The sequence below is a fragment of the Halobacterium salinarum DSM 3754 genome, assembly GCF_008124605.1.
Lineage (GTDB): Archaea > Halobacteriota > Halobacteria > Halobacteriales > Halobacteriaceae > Halobacterium > Halobacterium salinarum.
Map to the genome: position 1 here is coordinate 44504 of NZ_VRYN01000002.1, position 24918 is coordinate 69421.

General features: G+C 67.6%; 26 protein-coding genes. 12 read left to right on the forward strand and 14 right to left on the reverse strand.

The window, feature by feature from the left end; translation table 11 throughout:
- The first annotated feature begins 52 nt into the window (after positions 1-52).
- Together APQ99_RS05260 and APQ99_RS05265 are read left to right on the forward strand one after the other, a co-directional pair.
- Complete coding sequence (locus tag APQ99_RS05260) at positions 53-538, forward strand: Mov34/MPN/PAD-1 family protein (RefSeq protein ID WP_010902543.1); 486 nt, start codon at positions 53-55, stop codon at positions 536-538.
- The gene (locus APQ99_RS05265; protein WP_136361131.1) at positions 535-975 is read left to right on the forward strand and encodes an adenylyltransferase/cytidyltransferase family protein; all 441 of its coding nucleotides are present in this window, start codon (positions 535-537) and stop codon (positions 973-975) included. The genes APQ99_RS05260 and APQ99_RS05265 overlap by 4 nt, the downstream gene beginning before the upstream one ends.
- Positions 976-994: 19 nt before the next feature.
- On the opposite strand, the gene APQ99_RS05270 is transcribed toward APQ99_RS05265, so the two are convergent.
- On the reverse strand, positions 995-2134 hold the full coding sequence (locus APQ99_RS05270) for an acyl-CoA dehydrogenase family protein (RefSeq protein WP_136361130.1): 1140 nt from the start codon (positions 2132-2134) through the stop codon (positions 995-997).
- Between the two features lie 159 nt (positions 2135-2293).
- On the opposite strand from APQ99_RS05270, the gene APQ99_RS05275 reads away from it, so the two are divergent.
- Positions 2294-3142 (forward strand): RIO1 family regulatory kinase/ATPase domain-containing protein, encoded by an 849-nt coding sequence (locus tag APQ99_RS05275; protein ID WP_012289221.1) that lies wholly within the window; start codon positions 2294-2296, stop codon positions 3140-3142.
- Between the two features lie 75 nt (positions 3143-3217).
- Entirely contained in the window at positions 3218-4729 is a 1512-nt protein-coding gene (locus tag APQ99_RS05280; RefSeq protein ID WP_010902539.1) for an aldehyde dehydrogenase family protein, read from the forward strand.
- 252 nt (positions 4730-4981) lie between these two features.
- On the opposite strand, the gene APQ99_RS05285 is transcribed toward APQ99_RS05280, so the two are convergent.
- From APQ99_RS05285 to APQ99_RS05300, 4 genes are all read right to left on the reverse strand, one after another.
- On the reverse strand, positions 4982-5392 hold the full coding sequence (locus tag APQ99_RS05285; RefSeq protein WP_136361129.1) for an SRPBCC family protein: 411 nt from the start codon (positions 5390-5392) through the stop codon (positions 4982-4984).
- A gap of 45 nt (positions 5393-5437) precedes the next feature.
- Positions 5438-5662: a DUF7123 family protein gene (locus APQ99_RS05290; RefSeq protein WP_010902537.1), complete on the reverse strand. Its 225-nt coding sequence runs from the start codon at positions 5660-5662 to the stop codon at positions 5438-5440.
- Between the two features lie 40 nt (positions 5663-5702).
- Positions 5703-5882, reverse strand: coding sequence for a DUF7525 family protein (locus tag APQ99_RS05295; RefSeq protein ID WP_010902536.1), 180 nt, complete (start codon positions 5880-5882; stop codon positions 5703-5705).
- Between the two features lie 66 nt (positions 5883-5948).
- Complete coding sequence (locus tag APQ99_RS05300) at positions 5949-6977, reverse strand: phosphate signaling complex PhoU family protein (RefSeq protein ID WP_010902535.1); 1029 nt, start codon at positions 6975-6977, stop codon at positions 5949-5951.
- A 108-nt stretch (positions 6978-7085) separates the two neighbouring features.
- On the opposite strand from APQ99_RS05300, the gene APQ99_RS05305 reads away from it, so the two are divergent.
- Positions 7086-7256 carry a DUF5786 family protein gene (locus APQ99_RS05305; protein WP_012289220.1) on the forward strand — a complete coding sequence of 57 codons (171 nt, stop codon included), beginning with the start codon at positions 7086-7088 and terminating at the stop codon, positions 7254-7256.
- A gap of 9 nt (positions 7257-7265) precedes the next feature.
- Here APQ99_RS05305 and APQ99_RS05310 read toward each other — a convergent pair whose 3' ends face one another.
- From APQ99_RS05310 to APQ99_RS05340, 7 genes are all read right to left on the reverse strand, one after another.
- Entirely contained in the window at positions 7266-8342 is a 1077-nt protein-coding gene (locus APQ99_RS05310) for an ATP-NAD kinase family protein (protein WP_136361128.1), read from the reverse strand.
- Between the two features lie 90 nt (positions 8343-8432).
- On the reverse strand, positions 8433-9059 hold the full coding sequence (locus APQ99_RS05315; protein WP_010902532.1) for an undecaprenyl-diphosphatase: 627 nt from the start codon (positions 9057-9059) through the stop codon (positions 8433-8435).
- A gap of 228 nt (positions 9060-9287) precedes the next feature.
- Positions 9288-9983 (reverse strand): competence/damage-inducible protein A, encoded by a 696-nt coding sequence (locus tag APQ99_RS05320; protein WP_136361127.1) that lies wholly within the window; start codon positions 9981-9983, stop codon positions 9288-9290.
- A gap of 34 nt (positions 9984-10017) precedes the next feature.
- Complete coding sequence (locus APQ99_RS05325) at positions 10018-10743, reverse strand: DUF5803 family protein (protein WP_010902529.1); 726 nt, start codon at positions 10741-10743, stop codon at positions 10018-10020.
- The gene (locus APQ99_RS05330) at positions 10740-11411 is read right to left on the reverse strand and encodes a DUF2110 family protein (protein ID WP_136361126.1); all 672 of its coding nucleotides are present in this window, start codon (positions 11409-11411) and stop codon (positions 10740-10742) included. Before APQ99_RS05330 ends, APQ99_RS05325 begins: the two co-directional genes overlap by 4 nt.
- Positions 11411-11929 (reverse strand): transcription factor, encoded by a 519-nt coding sequence (locus APQ99_RS05335; RefSeq protein ID WP_012289219.1) that lies wholly within the window; start codon positions 11927-11929, stop codon positions 11411-11413. Before APQ99_RS05335 ends, APQ99_RS05330 begins: the two co-directional genes overlap by 1 nt.
- Before the next feature lie 208 nt (positions 11930-12137).
- Positions 12138-12716 carry a tRNA (cytidine(56)-2'-O)-methyltransferase gene (locus APQ99_RS05340; protein WP_136361125.1) on the reverse strand — a complete coding sequence of 193 codons (579 nt, stop codon included), beginning with the start codon at positions 12714-12716 and terminating at the stop codon, positions 12138-12140.
- A 193-nt stretch (positions 12717-12909) separates the two neighbouring features.
- Between APQ99_RS05340 and APQ99_RS05345 the strand changes: the two genes are divergently transcribed.
- The 3 genes from APQ99_RS05345 (at position 12910) to APQ99_RS05355 (ending at position 15804) form a co-directional block, all read left to right on the forward strand.
- Positions 12910-13566 carry a hypothetical protein gene (locus APQ99_RS05345; protein ID WP_012289217.1) on the forward strand — a complete coding sequence of 219 codons (657 nt, stop codon included), beginning with the start codon at positions 12910-12912 and terminating at the stop codon, positions 13564-13566.
- Positions 13567-13599: 33 nt separating this feature from the next.
- A complete protein-coding gene (locus tag APQ99_RS05350; protein WP_010902524.1) occupies positions 13600-14778 on the forward strand; it encodes an inorganic phosphate transporter in 1179 nt (392 codons plus the stop codon).
- 81 nt (positions 14779-14859) lie between these two features.
- The gene (locus tag APQ99_RS05355) at positions 14860-15804 is read left to right on the forward strand and encodes an NAD-dependent epimerase/dehydratase family protein (RefSeq protein ID WP_136361124.1); all 945 of its coding nucleotides are present in this window, start codon (positions 14860-14862) and stop codon (positions 15802-15804) included.
- Positions 15805-15843: 39 nt separating this feature from the next.
- On the opposite strand, the gene APQ99_RS05360 is transcribed toward APQ99_RS05355, so the two are convergent.
- The gene (locus APQ99_RS05360) at positions 15844-16158 is read right to left on the reverse strand and encodes a PadR family transcriptional regulator (RefSeq protein ID WP_010902522.1); all 315 of its coding nucleotides are present in this window, start codon (positions 16156-16158) and stop codon (positions 15844-15846) included.
- Positions 16159-16232: 74 nt separating this feature from the next.
- Positions 16233-16952 carry a GAF domain-containing protein gene (locus APQ99_RS05365; protein ID WP_136361123.1) on the reverse strand — a complete coding sequence of 240 codons (720 nt, stop codon included), beginning with the start codon at positions 16950-16952 and terminating at the stop codon, positions 16233-16235.
- A gap of 343 nt (positions 16953-17295) precedes the next feature.
- Here APQ99_RS05365 and APQ99_RS05370 point away from each other — a divergent pair, with 343 nt between their 5' ends.
- Genes APQ99_RS05370 through APQ99_RS05385 form a run of 4 tightly spaced genes read left to right on the forward strand, consistent with a single transcriptional unit; the run spans position 17296 to position 24908 of the window.
- A complete protein-coding gene (locus APQ99_RS05370) occupies positions 17296-19353 on the forward strand; it encodes a PrkA family serine protein kinase (RefSeq protein WP_010902520.1) in 2058 nt (685 codons plus the stop codon).
- A 53-nt stretch (positions 19354-19406) separates the two neighbouring features.
- On the forward strand, positions 19407-21620 hold the full coding sequence (locus tag APQ99_RS05375) for a PrkA family serine protein kinase (protein WP_010902519.1): 2214 nt from the start codon (positions 19407-19409) through the stop codon (positions 21618-21620).
- Complete coding sequence (locus APQ99_RS05380) at positions 21611-22939, forward strand: YeaH/YhbH family protein (protein WP_136361122.1); 1329 nt, start codon at positions 21611-21613, stop codon at positions 22937-22939. Before APQ99_RS05375 ends, APQ99_RS05380 begins: the two co-directional genes overlap by 10 nt.
- Positions 22926-24908 carry a SpoVR family protein gene (locus APQ99_RS05385; protein WP_136361121.1) on the forward strand — a complete coding sequence of 661 codons (1983 nt, stop codon included), beginning with the start codon at positions 22926-22928 and terminating at the stop codon, positions 24906-24908. Before APQ99_RS05380 ends, APQ99_RS05385 begins: the two co-directional genes overlap by 14 nt.
- Positions 24909-24918: the final 10 nt, after the last annotated feature.

Sequence of the window (24918 nt, forward strand, 5' to 3'; positions counted from 1 at the left end):
GTGCCGGCAGCGAGTCGGAACCCTCAACTTCAGCGGGCGCGGACACCACGGTATGTTGTTCGGTGGCCGGCCGTCCGTACTCGGCATCGCCGAGGACGCCCTGGAGTTCGCCCGGGAGGCGGCCCAGGACTCTCACCCCGACGAGTACCTCGGGCTGTTGCGGGCGACGCCCGCGTCGGCGTTCGATCTGGACGCCGACGACGGATACGTCGTGACCGACGTGCTCGTGATCCCGGGCACCGAAACCAACCCCGTGAGCGCCACGTTCGGGTCGACACAGGTGCCCAACGACATGCGCAACGTCGGCAGCATCCACTCCCACCCCAACGGCGTGCTCGCGCCGTCGGACGCCGACCGGTCGATGTTCGGGAAGGGGCAACTCCACATCATCCTCGGCCACCCCTACGGGCCGGACTGCTGGCGGGCGTTCGACAGCGAGGGCGAACCCCGCACGACGACGGTGCTCGACGTCGACTTGCCGGACCCCGAGTCGTTTTTCGACTTCACACAGGCCGACATCGACGAGGAGTTAGAATGACACGCGTCGTCGCGCAGGGAACGTTCGACCTGATTCACCCCGGCCACGTTCATTACCTGGAGGACGCGGCCGCGATGGGCGACGAACTGCACGTCATCCTCGCGCGCCGCGAGAACGTCACGCACAAGGACCCGCCGGTGTTGCCGAACCGCCAGCGCCGCGACGTGGTGGCCGCGCTCGACCCCGTCGACCACGCCCGGATCGGCCACCCCGAGGACATCTTCGCGCCGATCGAAGCCATCGACCCGGACGTGATCGCGCTGGGGTTCGACCAGCACCACGACGCGGCCGCCATCGAAGCCGAACTCGCCGACCGCGGCCTCGACTGCGCGGTCGAACGCGCGTCCCCCCGCGAGGCGCGCTACGACGACGAGGTGCTGTCCTCGGGCGACATCGTCGATCGGGTGCTCGCCCAGCGCGGCGACTCGGATCCGTGAACGGCCGGGCAGCGTGCGCTCACAGCCCGAGCTCGCGGCCGATGACGAGGTGCTGGATCTCGCTGGTGCCCTCGCCGATCTCCATCAGCTTGGCGTCCCGGAAGAACCGCTGGGGGGCGAAGTCCGTGGTGTAGCCGTAGCCGCCCAGCGTCTGGACGGCGTCCTCGGCGACCTCGCGGGCGGCCTCGCTGGCGTCGAGCTTGGCGAGCGCGGACTCACGGGTGACCGACTCGCCGGCGTCGTATTTGCTGGCGGCGCGGCGTGTCAGGAGCCGGGCCCGCTCGATCTTGCGGTGCATGTCGACCAGCGTGTTGCGGACGGCGTCGAACCGGGAGATCGGCTGGCCGAACTGCTCGCGGTCGGTGGCGTACTCGCTGGCAGCGGTGTACGCGCCCTGTGCGAGCCCGGTCGAGAGGGCGGCGATCGAGATGCGGCCGCCGTCGAGTGTTTTCTTGGTCTGCGTCCAGCCGTCGCCTTCCTCGCCGAGCAGCCGGTTGGCGGGGATGCGGCAGTTGTCGAAGGAGATCTCACAGGTGGGTGAGGCGTTCAGCCCCATCTTGTCCCATTCGGCCGTGACCTCGAAGCCGTCGTCGGCGGGGTCGACGATGAACGTGGAGATGCCGTCGTAGCCGGCGTCCGGGTCGGTGACGGCTTTGACGACGACGCTGCCGGCGACGGAGGCGTTCGTGATGAACTGCTTGGTGCCGTTGAGCACGTAGTCGTCGCCGTCGCGCGTGGCCGTGGTGGACATGTCGCTGGCGTCGCTGCCGCTGGTTGGTTCCGTGAGCGCCCACGCCCCCAGGTAGTCGCCTTCGGCCAGCGGGCGCAGCCACTCGCGTTTCTGTTCGGCGGTGCCGAACAGTTCGATGGGTTTCGCGCCCAGGGAGACGTGGGCGGCGTACGAGAGCCCGATCGAGCCCGAGACGCGGCCGAGCTCCTCGGTGACCGTGGCGTACATGAGCTGGTCGCCCCCGAGGCCGCCGTACTCGTCGCTGATCGGCACCCCGAGCATGTCGAGGTCCGCGAGCGCGTCGAAGATCTCCGTGGGGAAGCGATGCTCGGCTTCGATGTCGCCGGCGATCGGCTCGATTTCCGCCGCGCAGAACTCGCGGACGGTCTCCTGGATGAGTGCGTGCTCGTCGGGCAGCTCGTGGTTCATGCGTCAACGTTTGGCACAACCATGATAAACGCACCGAAAACATGTACTTGTTACAATGGCTGTGTGGGCGGTCCCAGTCGACCGGCCGGACACCCCCGGCGCCGTGCCGACAAACCGCGATGGCGTTGGACATTTGACTCGGGCCGCCGAACCCCCAGTGTGCGCATCCGCCAGCTCGTTCGCGGCACCGTCCCATGGGAGTCACTGGAAGCTGTCGCCCGCGAGCTCGGCGCACGCTACGACCAAGACACCGTGCGGGTCGTGTTCCTCGACGCCGACAACTGGTTGTCGACGCCGTGTGTCGTCAACGACCGCTGGTTCGTGAAAGTCATCTCCGAGCAGAACGCGCTCGTGCACGCGGTGTTCACCGGTGCGCGGAACCTGGGGATGTTCTCCAGCGGCACCGAGGGGTTCTTCGAGCGCTTCGACGGCCCGGTTGCGATGGCCGAACACGAACGCGACGCCACCCGCGATCTCCGGGCGCTCGGCGTGAACGCGCCGCGGCCGATCGAGGCCTTCGAGGTCGACGGCTTCGGCGTGCTCGTGTTGGATTACCTGCCGGCGTTCACGCCCCTGGACGAAGTGCCCGCGGCGGACGTGGCCGCCCACGCGCCGGCGGTCTTCGAGGCGCTGTCCACGATGCACGCCAACGGGGTCGCACACGGCGACCTGCGCGCCGAGAACGTGCTCGTGTCCGACGGCGACCTCTACTTCATCGACGCCACCAACGTCGACACGGACGCCATCGCCGACGCCCGCGCGTACGACCTCGCGTGCGCGCTCGCCGCCCTGGAGCCGCTCATCGACGCCCAGACCGTGGTGCGGATCGCCCGCGAGTCGTACACCGTCGACGAGGCCGCGGCGGACGTCTCCACCACGATGGACGCGCTCTTGCGCGCCCAGGACTTCCTGGGGTTCGTCCAGCTTCGCCCCGACCACGACTTCGACACCGCGGCGCTGACCGGCCACATCGGGATGGCCGCAACGAACGCCCAGCGCGGCCTGTGACACCATGTGACAGTGTACGCGCTATCGTCCATAGAAGACCCATCTTTTTCACGCAGTACAACGCAGACTCTCCCGATGACGTACCAACATTACATCAACGGCGAATGGGTCGACGGCGACGGCACCGAGACCTTCGACAGCAGGAACCCCGCGAACGGCGAGACGCTGGGCACGTTCCAGCGTGGCACGACGACCGACGTCGAGGCGGCGATCGCGGCCGCCGACGACGCCGAGGACGAGTGGCAGTCGCTGTCCCGCATCGACCGCGCGGAGTACCTCTGGGACATCTACCACGAGCTCAAAGACCGCCACCAGGAGCTCGGTGAGGTCGTCACCAAGGAGTGTGGCAAGGAGATCAGCGAGGGGAAAGCCGACGTAACCGAAGCCTGGCAGATGGTCGAGTGGGCGGCCGGCGACGCCCGCCACCCGAAAGGCGACGTGGTCCCCTCCGAGATCCCCGAGAAGGACGCCTACATGCGACGCCAGCCGCGCGGCGTCGTCGGCTGCATCACGCCGTGGAACTTCCCGGTCGCCATCCCGTTCTGGCACATGGCCGTCGCGCTGGTCGAGGGCAACACCGTCGTCTGGAAGCCCGCCGAGCAGACGCCGTGGTGTGGCCAGATCATCGCCGAGATGTTCGCGGACGCCGGCATCCCCGACGGCGTGTTCAACATGGTGCAGGGCTTCGGCGACGCCGGCGCCCGCATCGTCGACCACGACGACATCGACACCGTGCTGTTCACCGGCTCCGCCGAGGTCGGCGAGGAGGTCGCACGGACGGTCGCCGACGACCCCGGCAAGCTCGCAGCCTGCGAGATGGGCGGCAAGAACGGCATCGTCGTCACCGAGAAGGCGGACCTCGACATCGCCGTTCACGCCGCGGTCATGAGCTCGTTCAAGACGACCGGCCAGCGCTGTGTGTCCAGCGAGCGCCTCATCGTCCACGAGGACCTCTACGACGAGTTCAAACAGCGGTTCGTCGAGATCGCGGAGTCGGTTGCAGTCGACGACCCCCTCGACGAGGAGACGTTCATGGGGCCGGCCATCGAGCCCGCCCACGTCGAGAAGATCCAGACGTACAACGACATCGCCCGCGAGGAAGCCGAGAACGTGCTCGTCGACCGCACCGAGCTCGGCGACGACGAGATCCCCGACGGCCACGAGGACGGCAACTGGGTGGGGCCGTTCGTCTACGAGGTGGACTACGATCCGGACCTGCGCTCGATCACCGAGGAGGTCTTCGGCCCGCACGTCGCGCTCATCGAGTACTCCGGTGACATCGAGCGCGCCGTCGAGATCCACAACGACACGCCCTACGGGCTCGCTGGCGCGGTCATCAGCGAGGACTACCGCCAGATCAACTACTACCGCGACAACGCCGAAGTCGGGCTGGCGTACGGCAACCTGCCGTGCATCGGCGCGGAAGTCCAGTTGCCGTTCGGCGGCATGAAGAAATCCGGGAACGGCTACCCCAGCGCGCGCGAGGTCATCGAAGCGGTCACTGAGCGCACCGCGTGGACGCTGAACAACTCCAAGGACATCGAGATGGCGCAGGGGCTCTCAGCGGACATCAACACCGACGAGTAAGCCGTCGTCGCGTCGGAACACACGTTTTTTACGAAGAGGCGGATGGTGGCGAGTGGCCACGAGTCCCGGAATCGTGGCCACGCGCCGATAGCAGCGGTGGTGGGGTGGGTGCGGACGCGGAGCGATGTTGTGATGCCGTCACGACGAGAAAAGCGTCGTTTCCGGCAGTGCACAGTACTGGCTCCGACTACTTAAACTCACGTGTCGGTGGGTGCGTGTGCCGGGTCTCGACCTGCCCGCCCGCCACACCGGCTATGCGTCGGCAAGCTTGCGCTGCAAGCGGTCCAGTTCGTCGTCGAGGTTGCGCTTGAAGAACTGCTCGACGCCGGGCACGGAGCCATCGACGACGAACCGGTTCGTGAGCGTCGATCCGTCGTCGGCCGGCTCGATCTCGTGTTCGCCGGTCACGTCGAACATGCCCGACTTGCCGATGAACTTCACGAACGTCGGCGGTCGTACGTCCACGTCGCGTGTCTCCACGTCGATGGTGCGCCGGACGACGGGGATCGGCAACTCGACGTGCCACGTCGTCGTGTCACCGGTGGTCGTGTAGCTATCGACGACGCTGATGGCGTCGGCGCGCTTCTCCGGGTCGGAGATAAACGCCCAGACGTCCTCAGGGGGCACCGCCAATTCGAACGTGCGCTCGACCCGAACGGTCATACGCGGAGTTTCGGTGCCGTCAGGAAAAAGCCGCCGATTACCGGACTACGCGGGCTCGACCCGCCACGTCGTCGATTTCGACCGGCTCCACTTCTCGATGTCGACTTCCTCCGATTTCTCCGCCAGCTCCGGGAGCCGAACACCGACCTGCTTCGAGGAGAGCCCGAGATGGTCCGCGATGTTCTTCGACCGGAAATACCGTTCACCCCGGTCGACGCTCTCCCGAAGGTAGTCGAGGATGCGGCGTTCCTCGTCGGTGTAGTCGCTCATCACTTGCTGTTGTGGCTTCGTCGGCTTAATGGTTTTCCGGCTACCCCCAGAGCTGGATCGCGCCGACGGACAACGCCGCAAGCACCATCGCCGCGCCGAACCCGATCGCTGTCTGGAACTGCCCGGACGATACGAAGGCGTACGCGGCGGCCGCAGCCGTCAGCAAGCCGAACACGATGCCCACGCCAACACCCTTGTCGGTTTCGTCGGCGGACTGCATAGTCACACGCCAGGGTTGCCGGTGGCGGCCCTTAACTGATTCTACTCGGCGGCCCGGGGGCGTCGGTCACGTGAGTGTGGTGTGTGCGGACTGCTCGTTCAACGCGAGGTTCGCGGCAATCTCGGCGTTGCGCATCGAGTACTGTGCGGACTGCTGGAGGCTCACCAGCACCTCCCGGGCTTCGAGCAGGTCGGCGTTGTTCATCTCCGGGAGGTCAGCCAGGATGTCGGCCTCGCGGTCCTCGATCGCGCTGAACTGCTCGCGCACCGCCACTGTGGCGTCGTAGTCGCGGTTGACCGCCGCCGAAACGGCGCTGGCGGCGACGTCGTCGACGGCGTCGGTGAACTCGCGGATGCGGCGCATCGTCGCCTGATCGACGTCCAAGGTGTGGCCGTCCGTCGCCATGACGATCTCCGCGATGTCTTCGGCGTTGTCCGCAACGAGTTCGAGGTTCTTCGCGACGCTCCGGTAGCCGACGAGCGGGAACCCCTCGTCGAGCCCGACCGTGCGCGCCAGCCCGGGGTCGTGGTAGGCGGTGAAGATGAGCCGCAACAACAGCACGAAGATCTTGTTGGCCTGTCGCTCCCGGTTGAGCGCGCGCTGTGCGAGATCCGGGTTGCCGTGGGCGAGCGCCTTCACGGCCTCCCCGCGCATCGTCGACCCGGTGTTTTCGAGGCGCTCCAGGAGGTTGTTGAGGTCGAAGTCAGCCGGATCGACCGAACACCGGATGGTGATCCTGGCGGGGGTTTCTTCGACCACCCCCAACCCCATGAGCTGGGTTTCGGCGCTGTAGACCGCGTTGATGTGCGCCGAGTCGAGGGCGGCTTCGCTCTCGACGTGGATGATGCGCCGCCCGAGCACGTACTGGCCGACGATGGCGCGCTCGACGGCGTCGGCGTCGAAGTCCGTGGCGTGGATCGTGGCTTCCGTCTCCCCCTGGCGGGCCGACGCCGGGGTGACAGTCAGCGAGCCACGTCCCCCCTCGCGGACGGTCACCTCGTCGCCTTTCACGACGTCCTGGCTGCGCGCCCATTCGGCGGGCAGCGTCATCGCGAGCGTCGACGGGCCGAGTTGCTGAACTTTCCGTGTCCCCATGCCGTACGCAAGTTCGTGCGCGCCCTTAGTTTCGACCCACGGCCGGCTGCATCCCCACAGACACTGTGATCCGGCGTGCTTTTCCGTGACCCAGTCGTATAGATGCACATGGGTTTTGGTAGCTACGATGAGTCCGAGCAGAAAGATCAGAGCGTAGATACGGACGAAGACAAGGGCGTCAGCGTCCACGAGAACGACCACGATGGGGAGGTGTCGTTCGACTCCGAGGCCGACAGCGAGGAACTCATCGACCAGCTCAAATCGATCAAAGACGAGTAACCGCCGTCCTCACACCACGTTCACGAGGCGCTTCTCGAAGCGGCCGGTTCTGACCCGCTGCCAGCCTCGCAGCGACGCGTCTGTGTCCTCGCTGCCGGTATCGACGCGCAACACGCCGGTCTGATCGAGTTTCTGCGGTGAAGCGACGACGCGGACCTCGCTGCGGTCGATGATCGCCGGGGAGATCTGATCGTTGCCGCGCCCGAACACGAACCCCTGGCCGCCGATCGGGGAGACGTACACGACGTTGTCGGTGCCAAGCGCCGCGGTGATCTCGCTGGCGCTGCCGTCGCGCACAACGAGCGCGCCGTCACGGTACACGTCCACACCGAGCGGCGATCCGGAGACGCCGAGCGCGTCGGCGATCTCGGCGAGCGTGCCGCCGGGCCCCAGGACGTACGTCACCCCGTCGCGGACGCTGTCGGCGACGCCAGCGGCCAGCGCGCCGGTGGTGCCGGCGTAGGCTTGCTTGGCGGGCTGGAGGGCGTCGGCCCCCTCCGTGACAGGGGTTGCAACGACGCCACGGAGCGTCGTCTGCACCTCGCCGTCGCGGTACGCGCCCTCGTCGATGTCGCTGACCTCCCTGGTGGTGGTGTCTTCGAAGGTCGCCGCAACCCGGCCGGCAGCGGCCGGCTGGACCGCGAACACGGCGGAGTACACCTTCACGCCGGCCGGCACGCCGAGGACGGGCACCGACGCGTCGTGGGCTGTGACCGCGGTCGCGACGTCGGTTGCCGTCCCGTCGCCGCCCACGAACAGGATCACGTCCACACCGTGGTCGATGAACGCCTCGACGGCCGCCCGCGTGTCGGCCGCCGTCGACGCCGGCGTGGTCGGGTGACCCACCACGGTGGGCGTGAACCCGGCGGCCGCGGCGACGCCCCCGCCCATCGGCTCGTCGTAAGTCACAACCGACACGTCGCCGGCGGCGTCACGCAGCGCGTCAAGCGCCGTGCGCGCTCGCTGGGGGGCTCGTTGGTCCGCGCCGCGCTCGCGGGCCTCCGCGACGTTCCCATCGGTGCCTTTGAGGCCGACTCGGCCGCCCATCCCGGCGATCGGGTTCACGACGACGCCGACAGTGCGCATGCGTGACACTGCGACAGCGACCACAAAAAGCCACGCGGTCGCGGCGGCTGGCGTGCGCGAGCGCCCCGCGACGCTCCGCCGCCCGCAGGCTCACCGACCCCCGAAGACAACGCCCAGCAGCCGTGCCTCAACCCGAATGCAGCGGTCCGCGAACGCCGTGACCAGCGGCTGGGCCGCGTAGACGGCCCCGAACCCGAGCACGGACGCAGCGATGCCGCCGGCGATGTCGACGGGGTAGTGGACGCCGACGTAGACGCGGCTGTAGCCTACGAGCGCCGCGACCGCCACGCCGACAACCACGGCCCGCCACCGGTCTTGGAGAGACGCCAGCGGCCACGCGAACGCGAACATGACCGTCGTGTGTTGGCTCGGGAAGGAGTTCTCCGGCGGGCCGGCTAGCAGCGTCTCGTAGCCGGCGGCGTACGGTGCGGGGTGACTGTGGAGTGTGCCCATGCCGTACGAGATCGCGAGCGCGACGACGATTGTGGCGAACACGAACACCGATTTTTGCTTCCCGTCGTGGGTCGTGATCCCGAGCCCCGCGAGGGCGGCTTCGAGCACGGGGATCGGGCGATCGACACCGGGAGCAACCCAGAGAACCACGAGCACGAGCGGCACGAGGAAGACGGCGCGCTCGGCGAGGAACACCATAGCCTCGTTGAGAACCGGCGTGCCCGCGTGGGGCGTGATGAGAGACGCGGCGGGTGGCGGGGTCATGTGGGCGTGTGGTCGCACGCACGCGATTAAAAGCGTCGTGGTCCGGTGGACCGTCGCCGTGCTCGGACCCAAGGGTTAAACACGGTCACGACGGAACCACAAGACATGTTCACACCGCTTGAAGCTGGCGCGTCACTCCCACCGAATCTCACTGGCTGGGCGGTCACCGTGCTCGGCCTCGCGTTGGTTGTCGGGTGGCTTGCAGCCTTCTACCGGTGACCCGGCGTTTCACTCCCGAGACACTGCGGTGACGCGGTCCCGGAACCAGTCGGCGGCGGCGCGGACGGTGTCCGCATCAGAATGCTGTATTTTCACGCGGACCCGGTCGCCGGGGTAACTGCCGACGGTCACGTCGTATGCCTCCTGGAGCGCCGCGATCGTGTCGATGAGCGCGCTCTCGGGGGCGTCCACCGACACCTCTTCGGTGTACACCTGTTCGCCGGTGAACTCGTCGGCGACGGTCTCGAACATGCCTTTCATCTCGTCGGGCACGCCCGGCAGCACGTAGACGTTGTTCACGGCCGCACCCGGCGCGACGCCCCGGGGGTTTTCCAGCAGTCGGGCGCCCGCGGGGAGGTGGGTCGTGCCGGTGGTGAGGTTAGCCGCCGAGTAGGTGTCGTGGCGCTGGAAGTACGCCACGGCGTCGGCGTGCTCTGTGAGCTCGCGGTCGAACGCGGACGCGACGGCGTCCATGGTCACGTCGTCGTGAGTCGGCCCGACGCCACCGGTCACGATCACGGCGTCGTACCGCTCGGACAGCGCCGCAACGTCGGCCTGGATCGTCGCCACCTCGTCAGGGATGACGATCGTCCGTGCGACTGTCGCGCCGCGCTCGTGAAGCTGCTGGCCGAGCCACGCGGCGTTCGTGTTCACCGTGTCGCCGGCGAGCAATTCATCTCCGACGGTCACCAACGCCACCTGCATGCAGTCGGGTAGGGGCCGCGTGGAGAAAAGCCCCCTACTTTTCGAGGTCGACCTCCGACGCCACGCGCTCGGACTCGAGCTGCCGGATCTGGAGCCGATAGTAGATGACGCCGCCGGCCCCGACGAGGCCCAACAGGACGGCGAGCCCGGCGAACAGCATGGCGTTGCGCTGGCTGTAGTAGCTGATCCGGATCCGGTCGGCGGGCACCGAATCCCACGCCAGGCGCACCCGATCGTCGTCGATCCGGCGGTCGTATCCGCCGGGCTGGACGGAGCTGATGATCGGGAGCGAGGCGCGCATTCCACGGGGTAGTGTCACCGAATGCGATCCGTTGACGACCACCGGGATCACGGTCTGTGATCCGTCCGCGGGGGCCGTGTACGCGAACGTACCGTTGGTCGCGGGGAACGTCGCGACCAGCGCGGAGTCCGTGGTCGAGACGTTGATCGCGTCGCTGCCGACGACTGTGCCGTTGGGGTGTCGGAACGCGACCGCCGAGATGTCCGTCGGCGCGGCGTCACCACGCCCGGCGGGCCGACCGATGGTCACGTTCTGTCGGTCCGTGACCGACGCCACGACGGTGTACGTGTCACGGGACATGTTCACCGCGACCGGGGCGGTGTGTGACCACTCGTAGGTGGCGTTCTGGGCGAGCTGCTCGTCGGACGGGGTGGCAGCCGACTGGGGGCCGCCGAAACCAGCACAGCCGGCGGTGACGGCGAGCGCGGCGACCGCGAGCGCGACCCAGAGCGCCCTCATGGCACGACGGCAAGGAGCTCCGACGGGAGGTGTTGGCCGATCGCGGCCAGCAGTCCCGGCGGATCAGTGGAGTCCTTGCAGATGACGCTCTGTTCGAGCAGCCCGATTCGCTCGACGGTGACGATGTCGCGGGCGTGGCCCGCGCGGTTGACTGTCGCCCGCACCTCGCCGCGGGTGGCGCTGTTCACGTTCAGCCGCCCCGACCCACGGGTCCACTCGTAGAGACGGTCGCGCTCGGCGTCCGCGAGCGCCGCCGGCCCGTCGTCGTCGTGGACGAACCGCAGCGGCATGTGCTGGACGAGCCCGAACCGCTCCCGGATCTGGCTGGGAGTGCCCGGCCCGAGGTCGAGCTCCGCGGCGGGGACGCGCACGTCCTCGCCGGCGTCGAGCACGATGCCGTCGTCGTCCCAGGACGCAAGCGTCCCGACGTACGTCTCTCCGGGCTCGAACTCGGGTGTGATTTCGCCCCAGGACTCCACCAGCGCGTTGCGGGCGGCGACCTCGTCCGGGCCCTCCAGGGTGACCGTCGGGAAGTCGTCGTGTCGAACGCCGACATCGACGGTGACCGCGAGGGAGCCGATGTCGTTGCCGACGAGCGACCGGAGCCCGTCGAGGGCCCGCTCACGGGCGTCGCCGCTGACGTAGACTTTGGTTGCGAGTACGACCATTAGGCCTCCACGGCGAGTTCCGAGCGCAGTCGCTCGATGCGGTCGTCCATCGCGTCAACGAGGTCGGTGTTCTCCATGGCTTCGACGGCGGAGCCACACTCCGGACACTCGAACCCGAGGTCCATCGCCTCGCCGAACTCGAAGCGGATCGAACAGACCTCACAGAGGTAGAACTCGTTTTCGAGTTCGTACTCGCGGCGGTCGACGAGCGCCTCCAGCAGTCGGTCCATCTCCTCGCGGAGGTTCCCCGGCACGTTCTCGTACTGGAACGTCCAGAGATACGTGAGCCACCCCGAGTCCTCGTCGCGGACCCGGCGGTAGGTCGCGAGGTCGTTCTCGTAGAGGATGAACAGCGCGCGCCGCACGTCGTTGAGCTCCAGCCCGAGTCGCTCGGCGAGTTCCTCGTCGGTCACCTCGCCGTCCGGCGGCGCGGCCGCGACGGGCATCCCCTTCGGTCCGACCAGCTCGTGGAGGTACTTCTGTACCACGGGGTCGTCAAGTAAGTCCTCAAAAGCCATTGTTGAAACCGGCGGTCGGAGCGCCATTAAGTCTTGTTACTCCGGGGGCGTTCGTGGGCGCTGCGAGGCCGCGAACGGCTTTCGTGGCCGGTGCTCGTCAGTGAATACTGTGACTGGAGTGCTCGCTGCCGCGCGCCGAGGCGGTCCTGTTCCGTGTCGCGCTCGGTGAGCCCTGGCCGACGACTGTCGCCGCGACCGCCGCCGGCGGCTAGTCGCCGTCGCCGGCGGCCGCACCCTCGGGGTGGTCGCCGTCCTCGACGTCGACGACGTGCTTGCCGAGTTCCTCGGGGATCACGCGGCGCTCGGCGTTCTCGTAGCCCTGTTCGAGTTCGCGGCCGTCGAACAGCCGGTCGAGGAAGACCGCGAGCCCGGCGACCTCGCTGTGGGGCTGGTTCGTCACGCCGACGTTCCAGTCGGCGGCCTCGTACACATCCCCGGGCACTTTCTCGCCGCCGACGACGACCAACACCGGCTCCTCGCGGTGGATGGTGCGGATCTCGTCGTCGACGGACTGGAGCTGTTCGCCGTACATCGTGAGGTGGACCACCACGCCCGGCCAGTCCTCGATGGTGGCGTTCAGTTCCGTCGTCCGTTCGACATCGAACGGGCCGCCGAACCGGCCGGTGATGTCGCGGACTGTCTCGGCGGCCTGGGTCGCGTTGTCGGGGAACAGCACGCGGTCCGCGCCGAGCGCGCGCGCCGTCAGCCCGACGTGTGTCGTCATGCGGTCGTCCCGGCCCGGCCGATGGCCGTACCGGAGGACCGCGACTTCGGGATGGGACTGCATGCGTCCCGGAAGGTGTGCCGTCGGGGTACGCGTTTCGGAACGGCCCATGCGGTGTGCCGTGTGGACGATGGTCCACACCCGGATCGGAATGTCTATGCCCGCCGGCGTTGTACCAGTAGGGGAGCTGATCTTTGCACATGTCTTTCCAGTTTTGGCCGTGTCTGTCACCCCTCGCGGGGCTGGCGGTGGTAGCGTGAATCCGAGCCGCGTCGACAGCCTCACCGACCTCGCGTACGGCGTGTTGATCTTTGCTGCGGTCGGACTGATCCTGCGCGTCGGAACGAAAACCGGCGTTGCGTTCGGGTTCGGCGTGCTGGCGGCCTACGTGTTGCACATCGCATGGAAGATGGCGCGCTTCGATCCCGAGTGGATGACGCGGACCGTCGACGAAACCGTCACGGAGACTGTCGAGGAGTCCATGGACGAAGCCGTCGAGCAAACCATGGGCGAAACCGTCGAGCGAACCGTCGACGAGACTGTCGGTGAGACCGTCGAACAGACTGTTGATGAGACGGTCAGCGAAACCGTCGAGGAGACGGTCAAGGAGTCCGTCGAATCCACGGTCGACGAAACCGTGGGTGAGACCGTCGAGCAAACCGTCGACGAGACTGTCAGCGAAACCGTCGAGGAGACTGTCAAAGAGTCCGTCGAGGAGACCGTGGATGAGACGGTCAGCGAGACTGTCGAGGAGTCGGTCAAACAGCAAGTCGAGGAGTCGGTCAACGAGACGGTCGAAGAGACCGTCGAACAAACCGTCAAAGAGACCGTCGACGAGCGGCTCGCCGCAGCGGACGTGCAGCCGGGCGACGACGACGAACCCGGCGACGACGAGGACGGGGCCGAGCCGTGATCGGTGCGCGGACGCGACACACTGGGGGCGGCCATGATTAGCGCGCTGCTCGGGGTGGGGTTGGTTGTTGCGGCGTTCGTCGGTTTCAACGTGGGCGGATCGACGACCGGGCCGGCGTTCGGCCCGGCCGTGGGTGCGGACGCGCTGTCGAAGCCGACGGCAGCCGGTCTGATGACCGTGTTCTTCTTCATCGGGGCGTGGACGCTCGGCCGCCGCGTCGTGGACACGCTGGGCACGGAGCTGCTGCGCCAGCCCGGCATCTTCACCCTGGAGGCCAGCATCGGCGTGCTGTTTTTCATCGGACTGGCGTTGTTCGTCGGGAACTACGCCGGTGTGCCGGCATCGACGTCGATGACCGCCGTCGGTGCGATCGCGGGCCTCGGATTGGCGCGTGACGCCCTCGACGTCGCGGTCATGGGTGAGATCGTGATCTGGTGGGTGGTCGCGCCCGTCATCGGCTTCTGGGTGTCGCTGATCATCGGCCGATACTTCTACGCGCGGCTCCACCGCCGAGTGGCCATGAACCGCACGGAGGGCGCGCTCCTCCGGGTCGACCGGACGGGCGCGATCCCGACGGTGCGGCCGGCGGAGAACACGAACCGCCGGGAGTTGTTCGGCGTGGTCACGGTCATCACGATCGGGTGTTTGATGGCGTTTTCCTCCGGCACGTCGAACATCGCGAACGCCATCGCACCGCTGGTCGGCAGCGGCGTGGTGGGGATGAACCCCGCCATCCTCCTGGGGTGTGCCGCGGTCGGCGTCGGCTCGTTCACGATCGCGCGCCGGACCCTCGAAACGATGGGCAGCGATATCACCGAGCTGCCGCTGACGGCCGCCATCGTGGTGGCGTCGGTGAGCGCGACGCTGGTGATCTTCCTGTCGGCGATCGGGATTCCGGCGAGCTTCGTGGTCATCGCGACGGTGAGCATCGTCGGGCTCGGGTGGGGGCGTGCGACCCGCCCGGTGAGCGTGCAAAGCGCGGTCAGCGGGGACTCCGACGTGGCGGTGTCTGTCGGCGGGTTGGCCGCCGACGACCCCGACGAGGCGGTGCCGGCCATCGGCGAGGAACAGCCCGAGGACATCCCGAGTGCGGGCGACCTCTTCGACCCGGGGACGACCGTGCGGGTGATCGCGATGCAGAACCTGGTGCCGATTGTGGGCACCGTCAGCGCGTACCTGGCGTTTCGGTTCCTCCCGATCTGGGGGTTTTAGCGGCCGGGACAGCGCGCCTGGCCGTGGCGGGTGCGGCCGGGCAATCAGAACGCACTTGTCGTGGGGGCCAGAGCGTCCGGTATGGAACTCACTGGGAAGCGGATCGTCGTGACGGGCGGTGCAGGACTCGTGGGCAGCCACGCAGCGGGCGCGCTGGCCGACGACAACGACGTGCTCGTGGCCGACGACCTCTCGAAGGGCAGCCGGGCGGCGGTTCCGGACGGCGTCGAGTTCCGACGCCGGGACATGTGTGACCCCGACGACGTGGCGGACGTCATCACGCCGGACGTGGACATCGTGTTCCACTTCGCGGCGTACACGGACACGAACTACGAGCAGCCCCGACAGCTGTTCGAGGAGAACGGGGCGATGACGTACAACGTGCTCGAACGGATGGCGGCGGTCGGCGTCGACCGGTTCGCGTTCACGTCGTCGTCGACGGTGTACGGCGAAGCGCCGATGCCCACGCCCGAGGATTACGCGCCCCTGGAGCCGATCTCGGTCTATGGCGCGTCGAAGCTGGCCGACGAGGGACTGATCTCGACGTACGCCCACGCTCACGGGATCACGTCGTGGGTGTATCGGTTCGCGAACATCGTGGGACCGCGCCAGCGCGGCACCGTCGTCCCGGATTTCATTCAGAAGCTGCGGGCGGACCCGGAGACGCTGACGATCCTGGGGGACGGCCGCCAGGAGAAGTCATACCTGCACGTCGAGGACTGCGTGGACGCCATGACACACGTGATCGAGCACGCCCCGTCGCGGCCGCTGAACGTGTTCAACCTGGGGACGCGGACCACCACGTCGGTCACCGCGATCGCGGACCTCGTCAGCGACGAGCTCGGCGTCGATCCGGCCTACGAGTACACGGGCGGCGACCGCGGCTGGACCGGCGACGTGCCGCGGATGCGGCTGTCAATCGAGAAGCTAGCCGCGCTGGGGTGGGAGCCGACACGAGCGAGCGACGAGGCAGTGCGGACGGCGGCCGCGGAGCTGGCGGCGGAACTCAGTGGGGACGAAGCGTAGCGTGGAGGTGGCCGGCTGGCAGCGGGGTTTGCGGGGGTGTTAGTTCCGGGCTGTGGGGTGGCCGTCACTGTCGTCGGCAGGGGTGGGCACGTACTGGTCTTCCCACTCGCGGCGGGATTGGAGCTCGCGTTTCCCGCGGTCGGTGAGCAGGTAGTGGTTGGTTCGTTCGTCGGCTTTCGTTTTTTCCAGGAGGCCCTTGTCGACGAGCGTGTCGAGGTTGGGGTAGAGGCGCCCGTGGTTGATGTTGCCTGTGTAATACGTTTCGAGATCGGATTTGATGTCGAGGCCGTTCGGGGTGTCGAGCCCGGCGGCGACCACGAGCAAATCCCGCTGGAATCCAGTGAGGTCGTCCATCTCTCCAGGTGAAGTAGAACACCCCCACTGTATTAAGTACTCTGGCAGAAGTGTCAAATACAAGTCTTTTCGAGTTACTGTTCGACCCGGGGCGGAGTGAGAAGCTCCGAGTCCGCGAGACCGGCACACGCCCCCACGATCGTGAGCACACGCTCTGGCGTGAAGAACTCGGGGGTGTGGGATTCGGCGTCGACGATGCCGACGACGTCGTCGCCAGCGAGGACGGGACAGCAGCATTCGCTGGCGACGGCGCTGTCGCGCTCGTTGCCGGGACCGTCGTGGGCTGCGGTGTCGTCGACAACCACAGCCTCCCCACTGCGTCCCACAGCGGCGTTGGTCGAGCGGGCAGCAACCGAGTCTGTGAGCGGGACGACGGCGCGTGACGGCGCACCCGTGCAGGCTTCCTTGACGAGGATCGGGTGGCCGTCGCTGTCGGCTGCACGCCGGTAGATCCCCAGCCAGTCGACGGGGAGTTCCTCGGCGAGCGCGTCGACAGTCCCGGCGAGCGCAGCGAGGCGGGCGGTGTTGGGGTGGTCGCGGAGCTGTTCGGGGTCGTATTCGAGCCCACAGATCGGCGCGAGGTTGTACTGGTCGTCCGCGGGGCCGACGTCACGCGCCGTGCCGGGAGTCGACTCGGACGGCACGGGGTACGTGTAGTGGTCTTCGACGGCCGCCGTGGTGATCGTCGTGTGGGGCGGCCGTGCAACCAGCGCCGCGCCGCGGTGGGCGGCGTCCGAGGCCGCATCCGCGTACTCCGGGAGGCCGATGGCCCGGAGATACGAGTCGTGGTCCATGCTACCACCTTTGTACCGCCGGTATTTATGTGCACTCACTGGTGGGATATGCCGGGGTCGGTCGGGCGCGGAACGTGACACAGTCCGAACTATTCTGCGGTCTGTGACGGGGGCGGTCGTTGTGTCGAGGTTCCACCCGGAAATATCCGGATGGGGACGCGGTCGTGTGCCGGGCGTCCCTGAATCCGGACGTATGACGTGTGCCAACGGGCAACGCACTTATGTGTTACCAATCCCCATAATTATATGAGTGCCGGTGTCCCGCCCAGCGACCGCCCCCACACCCCACATCTGACCCACCTCGGTCGCACACCCGGGCGAGCCATCGAGACACACACCCACCATGACTGAAACCCTCGACCGACTCAGCGAGCAATACGCGGAGTCAGTGCCAGCGGACCTCCGAGACACCCAGAGCTTCCAGTGGTACCTGGACACCCTCTACGACGACCCCACGGTCGCCCGCAACGCCCACCAGCGGCTCGCGGACATGTTCGACTACTACGGCAAGACGACTGACGACGACGGGGTCGTCGAGTACCGGCTTGCATCCGAGGACCCACTGGGCGAGGGTGCGAACACGTTCTTCGGTCGGGAGGTCCACGAATCCATCCACGAGTTCGTCAACAAGGTCAAAAGCGGCGCTCGGGGGCTCGGCCCTGAAAAGCGCATCATCCTCCTGCTCGGGCCCGTTGGCTCGGGGAAATCAGACGTCGACCGCCAGGTCCGCCGCTATTTCGAGGACTACACCGCACAGCGCGAGGGGCGGCTGTACACGTTCCGCTGGACCGATCTCTGCTCGGTCATCGACGACCAGGACCCCAACGACGACACGATCACCTCCCCGATGCACCAGGATCCGCTCGTGTTGCTCCCGGAGGCCCAACGCCAACAGGTCATCGACGACCTCAACGAGGACCTCGACGCGCCGTACTCGCTGCGCAACAGCCAGAGCCTCGACCCCGAAAGCGAGTTCTACATGGACGAGCTGCTCGCGCACTACGACGACGACCTCCAGGCCGTCCTGGAATCCCACGTCGAAGTGGTGCGGCTCGTCGCCAGCGAGAACCGCCGCGACTGCATCGAGACGTTCGAGCCCAAGGACAAGAAAAACCAGGACGAAACCGAGCTCACGGGCGACGTTAACTACTCGAAGCTCGCGGTCTACGGCGAGAGCGACCCACGGGCGTTCGACTACGCCGGCGCGTTCTGCAACGCCAACCGCGGCATCTTCTCCGGCGAGGAGCTGCTGAAACTCCAGCGGGAGTTCCTCTATGATTTCCTGCACGCCACCCAGGAACAGACCATCAAGCCGAAGAACAACCCCCGGATCGACATCGACCAGGTGATCGTCGGGCGCACGAACATGCCCGAATACCAGGACAAGCGCGCCGACGAGAAGATGGAGGCGTTCAACGACCGCACCAAGCGTGTGGACTTCCCGTACGTCCTGGAGTACGATCGGGAGGCCAAGATCTACGAGAAGCTGCTCGGGAACGCCGACGTGCCGGACATCCACGTGGAGCCACACACGCTCACGATGGCCGGGCTGTTCGGCGTGCTCACGCGCATCCGTGAGCCCGACACCGACGCCATCGGGCTCTTGGAGAAGGCCAAAGCGTACAACGGGGAGCTCGATGACATCGACGACGTCGACCCGGAGAAGCTCCGCGAGGAGGCCGAGGTCACCGGTGATCGGGAGGGCATGGACGGCGTCAGCCCGCGGTTCGTCGGCGACGAGATCGCCGCCGCGATCATGGAGTCGATGGACCGCGACCGCGGGTTCCTGTCGCCGCTGACGGTGTTCAACCGGGTCGAGGACAACCTCCCCCAGCACGGATCGATCCCAGAGGACCACGTCGCGGACTACCAGCGCGTCCTCGAACAGGTCCGCGAGGAGTACAAGGAGCGCGCCATCGAGGACGTCAGGCACGCCCTCGCCTACGATCTCGACGAGATCCAGCGCCAGGGCGAGAAATACATGGACCACGTGATGGCGTACATCGACGACGACACCGTCGCCGACGAGCTCACGGGCCGCGAGCAGGAGCCCGATGAGACGTTCCTGCGCGCCGTCGAGGAGCAACTCGGCGTGCCCGGCGACCGCAAAGACGACTTCCGCCAGGAGGTGTCGAACTGGGTGAGCCGGCGCGCCCGCGAGGGCGAGCCGTTCGACCCCCAGGACAACGACCGACTGCGCCGCGCCTTGGAGCGGAAGCTCTGGGAGGACAAGAAGCACAACATCAACTTCTCGGCGCTGGTGTCGAACGCCGACGTCGACGAGGAACAGGACAACGAGTGGGTGGCGGCGCTCGTCGACCGCGGGTACAGCGAGGACGGTGCCCGTGAGGTCTTGGAGTTCGCCGGCGCCGAGGTCGCGAAAGCGGAACTGGAATCGTGACAGACTACATTGGGCGGGCGAACCGCGCGCTGCGGGACGCCTACGACGAGCCGATGAGCCTCGCCGAGTACGTCGACCGGGCGTTCGAACAGCCGTTAGCCGCCGCCCACGCCAGCCGGTACCTGCTGGCGGCGATCGAGAGCGCGGGCACCCGGGAGGTCGTGGAGAACGGCGAGCGCGCGCAGCGCTATCGGTTCTTCGACGACCCCCACAACGACGGCGAGCACGCGGTCCTCGGGAACACGGCGACGCTGAACGCGTTCGTCGACGACGTGCGCGCGATCGCGGCGGGCCGCGGCAAGGCCGAGACCATCCTGTGGTTCGCCGGGCCGACGGCCACCGGGAAGTCGGAGCTGAAGCGGTGTCTGATCAACGGGCTCCGGGAGTTCTCGAAGACCGACGCGGGCCGGCGATACACCATCGAGTGGAACGTCTCGGACGCCGACCGCGGCCCGGGGTTGACCTACGGCGAGGAGCCCGTCGACCGCGAGGACGACTGGTATGAGAGCCCCGTGCAGGCGTCGCCGCTGTCGGTGTTCCCGACGGACGTCCGCGAGGACGTGCTCGCGGACGTCAACGACCACCGCGAGGACGCCGACGCGTTGCGCGCCGACGCCGACCTGCCGCCGTTCTCCCGGGAGGCCTACGACCACCTCGAACAGCAGTACCGCCGCGAGGGCGTCGCGGACGTGTTCGCGGCGGCGACCGACCCCAAGCATTTGCGCGTGAAAAACTACGTCGTGGAGCGCGGCCAGGGGATCGGCGTGTTGCACTCCGAGGACGCCGGCAGCCCGAAAGAGCGCCTCGTGGGGTCCTGGGTCGCGGGGTTGCTCGGGCAACTGGATTCGAAGGGGCGCAAGAACCCCCAGGCGTTCAGCTACGACGGCGTGCTCTCGCAGGGCAACGGCTGTCTCACCATCATGGAGGACGCCAGCCAGCACGCCGACCTGCTACAGAAGCTGTTGAACGTGCCCGACGAGCGCCGCGTGAAACTCGACAAGGGGATCGGGATGGACCTGGACACGCAGCTGGTCGTGATCTCGAATCTGGACCTGGAAGCGCAGCTGAACAAACACGACGACCGGCAGGGGTTCGACCCGCTGAAGGCGTTGAAGCGGCGGCTGTCGAAACACGAGCTCGGCTATCTCACGTCGATCAGTCTCGAAGCCCAGTTGCTGCGCCGGGAGCTCACCGGTGACGCCGGCGTGTGGACGGCCACGGACCCGGAGGTGTTGGCCGAGCGCGCCGCACAGCCGGTGACGGTGTCGGTGCGCGACGATGACGGGGAGACGGAGCGCGAGCTTGCGCCGCACACGATCGAGGCGGCCGCGCTGTACAGCGTCGTGACGCGGCTCGATGACGACGACCACGGCGACGAGCTGTCGCTGGTCGAGAAGGCGTTGCTGTTCGACCGAGGGTACGTCGGCAGCGGGGAGGACCGCCGGGACGCGAGCGAGTTCGACCTCGCTGACGGTGCCGACGGTGCCAACGGGATCCCGGTGACGTACACGCGGGACGTGCTGGCCGATCGCCTGCACGCGGACGCCGACCGAAGCCACCCCGACCTCGCGGTCGAGCGGGTCATCACGCCCGGTGACGTGCTGTCCGGGATGGTCGACGGGCTGTCGTCCGCGCCGGTGTTCTCCGACGCCGAGCGCGCGGAGTTCAACGACCGGGTGGCGGTCGTGGAGGCGTACATCCACGACCAGCAGGCCGAGGACGTGCGCGACGCGGTGCTGGCCGGGGAGGGAGCGAGCGAGTCGGCGGTCGAGGAGTACGTCGACAACGTCCACGCGTGGGCGACCGGCGACACCGTCGAGAACGCGCGCGGCGAGCAAGCGGAGCCGGACGCGCTGTCGATGAAGCTGTTCGAGACGGAGACGCTGGGGCGCTTTGACGCCGACACCCACTACCACGGCAACGACCCCACGCCGGCCGTCGAGACGTTCCGCGAGGACACCGTGATGACGGCGGTGACTCGCCACGCCTGGGAGCACCGCGACGACGAGTTCCACGCCCACGACGTGGATCTGTCGACGGTGCCGGTGTTGCGCGACGTGCTCGCGGGCAACGACTGGGACGACGTCAAGCGCGTGCACCCGGAGTTCGACCCGACGCAGTGGGCGGACCCGCCGGAGGGCACTGACACGGCCGCGGTCAAGGCGGACGCCATCTCGTTTCTGGTGTCCGAGCGGGGGTATTCGCGGGCGAGCGCCGAGCTGGCGTCCCGAAGCGTGATCTCGGAGGTGACGGACGAATGGGACTGAGAGAGGACCGCGAACGGTTCCACGAGATCGGTGAACAGCGCCGCCAAGACCTCGCGGAGTTCATCCAGTACGGCGATCTGGGGGGCAGCGGCCCCGACGCCGTGCGGGTGCCGATCAAGCTCGTGGACCTGCCCGCGTTCGAATACGACCAGCTCGACCGCGGCGGGGTCGGGCAGGGCGACGTCGACCCCGGCGATCAGGTCGGGGAGCCCGACGAGGCCGGTGAGGGTGACGACGACGAGGCCGGCGACGAGAGCGCCGACCACGAGTATTACGAGATGGACCCCGAGGAGTTCGCGGCGGAGCTCGACGAGCGCCTGGGGTTGGATCTCGACCCGAAGGGGAAGAAGGTGGTCGCGGAGACGGAGGGCGCGTTCAACGAGACCGCGCGCCGTGGCCCGCGTGGCACCCTGGATTTCGCGCACCTCTACAAGCAGGGGTTGAAGCGCAAGATCGCGATGGACTTCGACGAGGCGTACGTCACGGCGGCGTTGCGGGTCGACGGCTGGGGGGTCGATGCGGTGTACACCTGGGCGCGCGAACAGCACATCCCGGTGTCGCGGGCGTGGATCGCCGAGCGCGCCCGCAGCCCCAGCCCGGACGACGACGCCGGCCGAGTTGTCGACGACGCGGTGTGGGCGTCGATCGACGCGATGGAGGCGGCGGTCGACGTCGAACCCACGCGGACCCGGATCCGGCGCGGCGGCCCGGGACGGGTGCCGTTGCGGCGGGAGGACGAGCGGTTCCGGCATCCGAAGGTCGTCGAGCACCGCGAGCGCAACGTCGTCGTGGTGAACATCCGCGACGTGTCGGGGTCGATGCGGGAGTCCAAACGCGAGCTCGTCGAGCGGACGTTCACCCCGTTGGACTGGTATCTCACCGGGAAGTACGACAACGCCGAGTTCGTGTACATCGCCCACGACGCCGACGCCTGGGAGGTCGACCGCACCGACTTCTTCGGGATCCAGTCCGGGGGCGGCACCCGCATCTCGACCGCCTACGAGCTCGCCGAGAACGTGCTCGACGAGTACCCGTTCTCGGAGTGGAACCGGTACGTGTTCGCGGCCGGCGACGGGGAGAACAGCCACGACGACACCGAGGAGAACGTGATCCCGTTGATGAACGACATCGACGCGAACCTGCACGCGTACGTCGAAACACAGCCCACCGATGGCGTCCAGACGGGTACGCACGCGGGCAAAGTCCGGGACGCGTTCGGCGACACCGACAACGTCGCCGTGACGACGGTCACCGAGCCCGATGACGTGATGGGTGCCATCGAGACGATTCTCAGCACAGAGGACAATGACACGGCCTGATCCAGCCAAGCACGCGGCGGCCCAGACGCTCGACGAGCCGGCCCGGGAAGCCAACGCGCTCGCCCGGAAGCTCGGCCTCGACCCATACGACGTGCAGTATTGGGTCGTGGACCACGACGAGATGAACGAGCTCATCGCCTACGATGGGTTCCAGACGCGGTATCCACACTGGCGGTGGGGGATGAAATACGAGAAACAACGCAAGCAGACGCAGTTCCTCGGCGGGAAGGCGTTCGAGATCGTGAACAACGACGACCCCTCGAACGCGTTCCTGCAGGTGAGCAACGACCTCGCGGACCAGAAGGCGGTGATCACGCACGTCGAGGGGCACGCGGATTTCTTCAACAACAACCAGTGGTTCGGGCTGTTCGCGGACGGCGAGGGGCCGGACGCGGCGGCGATGCTGGAGCGCCACGCCGACCGCGTGGCGTCGTTCCTGTCGGACCCGGAGATCGGCCGGGAGTCCGTCGAGCGGTTCATCGATACGGTGTTGACCATCGAGGACAACATCGAATACCGGCGGGCGTTCGACCGGGACGCGGAGGGCGGTGATCCGGACGCGCTGGCGGAGACGCTGGCGTCGCTTGGCGTCAGCGAGGAGGTCCGCGACGAGGTGTTCACGGAGACCTGGCTGGACGACATTGCGGCGGTCGACGACAGCGTGCAGTTCCCCGAAACCCCCGAGTACGACCTGCTGGCGTTCCTGCGCGATCACGGGCAGGCCTACGACGAGGACGCCGAGAAGGCGGCGGCCTTCGAGGACTGGCAGCGCGAGCTCCTGGAGTTGCTGCGCCGGGAGGCGTACTACTTCGCCCCCCAGCGCACCACGAAGGTGATGAACGAGGGGTGGGCGGCGTACTGGGAGTCGATGATGATGGGCGAGGAGGCGTTCGCGGGCGACGACGAGTTCCTGAGCTACGCCGACCACCAGGCCCGGGTGCTGAACAGTCCGGGGTTCAACCCGTACAAACTCGGGAAGGAGCTGTGGGAGTACGTGGAGAACCGCGCCAACCGGCGGGCGGTGCTTGAGCACCTGCTGCGCGTGGATGGGGTGACGTGGCGGAACTTCCACGACACGGTCGACACCGCGGACGTGGTGGACACGTTGGCACCACCGGCCGCGGTGGCGGCCGTCGCGCCCGACGAGTTGGATGCCGTCGAGTCGCTGCCGGACGCGTACGTCGACTGGCAGGGGCTCGCGGCCGCCCGGGAGCGCGAGATCGACGTCCAGCGGTATCCGTGGAAGCTGTTCACCTACGAGGGGCTTGCCCACCGGCATTACTCGCTGGCGAAACCCCAGTACCGGGGGTTCCTGGGGCGCGTGACGCGCGACGAGTTGGAGTCCGTGAGCCGATACCTCTTCGACACGGCGCGGTACGCCAGCGTCGAGGCGGCGCTGGCGGACGTGTCGGTGACTGCGGGGTGGGATCGCATGTACAGCGTCCGGGAGAGCCACAACGACGTGACGTTCGTCGACGAGTTCCTCACCCAGGAGTTCGTGGACGCCAACGAGTATTTCGCCTACGAGTTCAGCCAGACCCGGGGTGATTTCCGGGCGACCAGCACCGACGCCGCGGACGTGAAGCGCAAGCTCCTGTTGCGGTTCACGAACCTCGGAAAGCCGACGATCGCGGTGTACGACGCGAACCACGAGAACCGCGGCGAGCTGTTGCTCGGCCACGAGTACAACGGCGTGATGTTGGACCGCGAACAGGCCGAGGCGACGCTACAACGCGTCTTCGAGCTGTGGGGGCGGCCCGTGGTGTTGCACACGATCACGAAACGCGTCACGGACAGCGAGCGGAAGCGCGCGCGCCGCAACGACCGCGAGCCCGAACCCGAAGAGGTGGGGGTCGCGTTGCGGTACGACGGCGAGTCGGTCAGCCACGCCGAGCTCGACTGGGAGACCGTCGAGCACCTGGCCGCGGACGACCTCGATTACGACACGAAACCCGACGAGTGGCTGTGAGCGCGCGCCG

Coding starts and splice junctions, on each gene's coding strand:
- APQ99_RS05380 (WP_136361122.1), top strand. CDS start 21,611: ATGGGACTGAGAGAGGACCGCGAACGGTTCCACGAGATCGGTGAACAG.
- APQ99_RS05320 (WP_136361127.1), bottom strand. CDS start 9,983: ATGCAGGTGGCGTTGGTGACCGTCGGAGATGAATTGCTCGCCGGCGAC.
- APQ99_RS05285 (WP_136361129.1), bottom strand. CDS start 5,392: ATGACCGTTCGGGTCGAGCGCACGTTCGAATTGGCGGTGCCCCCTGAG.
- APQ99_RS05370 (WP_010902520.1), top strand. CDS start 17,296: ATGACTGAAACCCTCGACCGACTCAGCGAGCAATACGCGGAGTCAGTG.
- APQ99_RS05260 (WP_010902543.1), top strand. CDS start 53: ATGTTGTTCGGTGGCCGGCCGTCCGTACTCGGCATCGCCGAGGACGCC.
- APQ99_RS05290 (WP_010902537.1), bottom strand. CDS start 5,662: ATGAGCGACTACACCGACGAGGAACGCCGCATCCTCGACTACCTTCGG.
- APQ99_RS05265 (WP_136361131.1), top strand. CDS start 535: ATGACACGCGTCGTCGCGCAGGGAACGTTCGACCTGATTCACCCCGGC.
- APQ99_RS05365 (WP_136361123.1), bottom strand. CDS start 16,952: ATGGACCACGACTCGTATCTCCGGGCCATCGGCCTCCCGGAGTACGCG.
- APQ99_RS05315 (WP_010902532.1), bottom strand. CDS start 9,059: ATGACCCCGCCACCCGCCGCGTCTCTCATCACGCCCCACGCGGGCACG.
- APQ99_RS05325 (WP_010902529.1), bottom strand. CDS start 10,743: ATGAGGGCGCTCTGGGTCGCGCTCGCGGTCGCCGCGCTCGCCGTCACC.
- APQ99_RS05305 (WP_012289220.1), top strand. CDS start 7,086: ATGGGTTTTGGTAGCTACGATGAGTCCGAGCAGAAAGATCAGAGCGTA.
- APQ99_RS05310 (WP_136361128.1), bottom strand. CDS start 8,342: ATGCGCACTGTCGGCGTCGTCGTGAACCCGATCGCCGGGATGGGCGGC.
- APQ99_RS05375 (WP_010902519.1), top strand. CDS start 19,407: ATGAGCCTCGCCGAGTACGTCGACCGGGCGTTCGAACAGCCGTTAGCC.
- APQ99_RS05270 (WP_136361130.1), bottom strand. CDS start 2,134: ATGAACCACGAGCTGCCCGACGAGCACGCACTCATCCAGGAGACCGTC.
- APQ99_RS05385 (WP_136361121.1), top strand. CDS start 22,926: ATGACACGGCCTGATCCAGCCAAGCACGCGGCGGCCCAGACGCTCGAC.
- APQ99_RS05355 (WP_136361124.1), top strand. CDS start 14,860: ATGGAACTCACTGGGAAGCGGATCGTCGTGACGGGCGGTGCAGGACTC.
- APQ99_RS05340 (WP_136361125.1), bottom strand. CDS start 12,716: ATGCAGTCCCATCCCGAAGTCGCGGTCCTCCGGTACGGCCATCGGCCG.
- APQ99_RS05280 (WP_010902539.1), top strand. CDS start 3,218: ATGACGTACCAACATTACATCAACGGCGAATGGGTCGACGGCGACGGC.
- APQ99_RS05350 (WP_010902524.1), top strand. CDS start 13,600: ATGATTAGCGCGCTGCTCGGGGTGGGGTTGGTTGTTGCGGCGTTCGTC.
- APQ99_RS05295 (WP_010902536.1), bottom strand. CDS start 5,882: ATGCAGTCCGCCGACGAAACCGACAAGGGTGTTGGCGTGGGCATCGTG.
- APQ99_RS05300 (WP_010902535.1), bottom strand. CDS start 6,977: ATGGGGACACGGAAAGTTCAGCAACTCGGCCCGTCGACGCTCGCGATG.
- APQ99_RS05360 (WP_010902522.1), bottom strand. CDS start 16,158: ATGGACGACCTCACTGGATTCCAGCGGGATTTGCTCGTGGTCGCCGCC.
- APQ99_RS05330 (WP_136361126.1), bottom strand. CDS start 11,411: ATGGTCGTACTCGCAACCAAAGTCTACGTCAGCGGCGACGCCCGTGAG.
- APQ99_RS05335 (WP_012289219.1), bottom strand. CDS start 11,929: ATGGCTTTTGAGGACTTACTTGACGACCCCGTGGTACAGAAGTACCTC.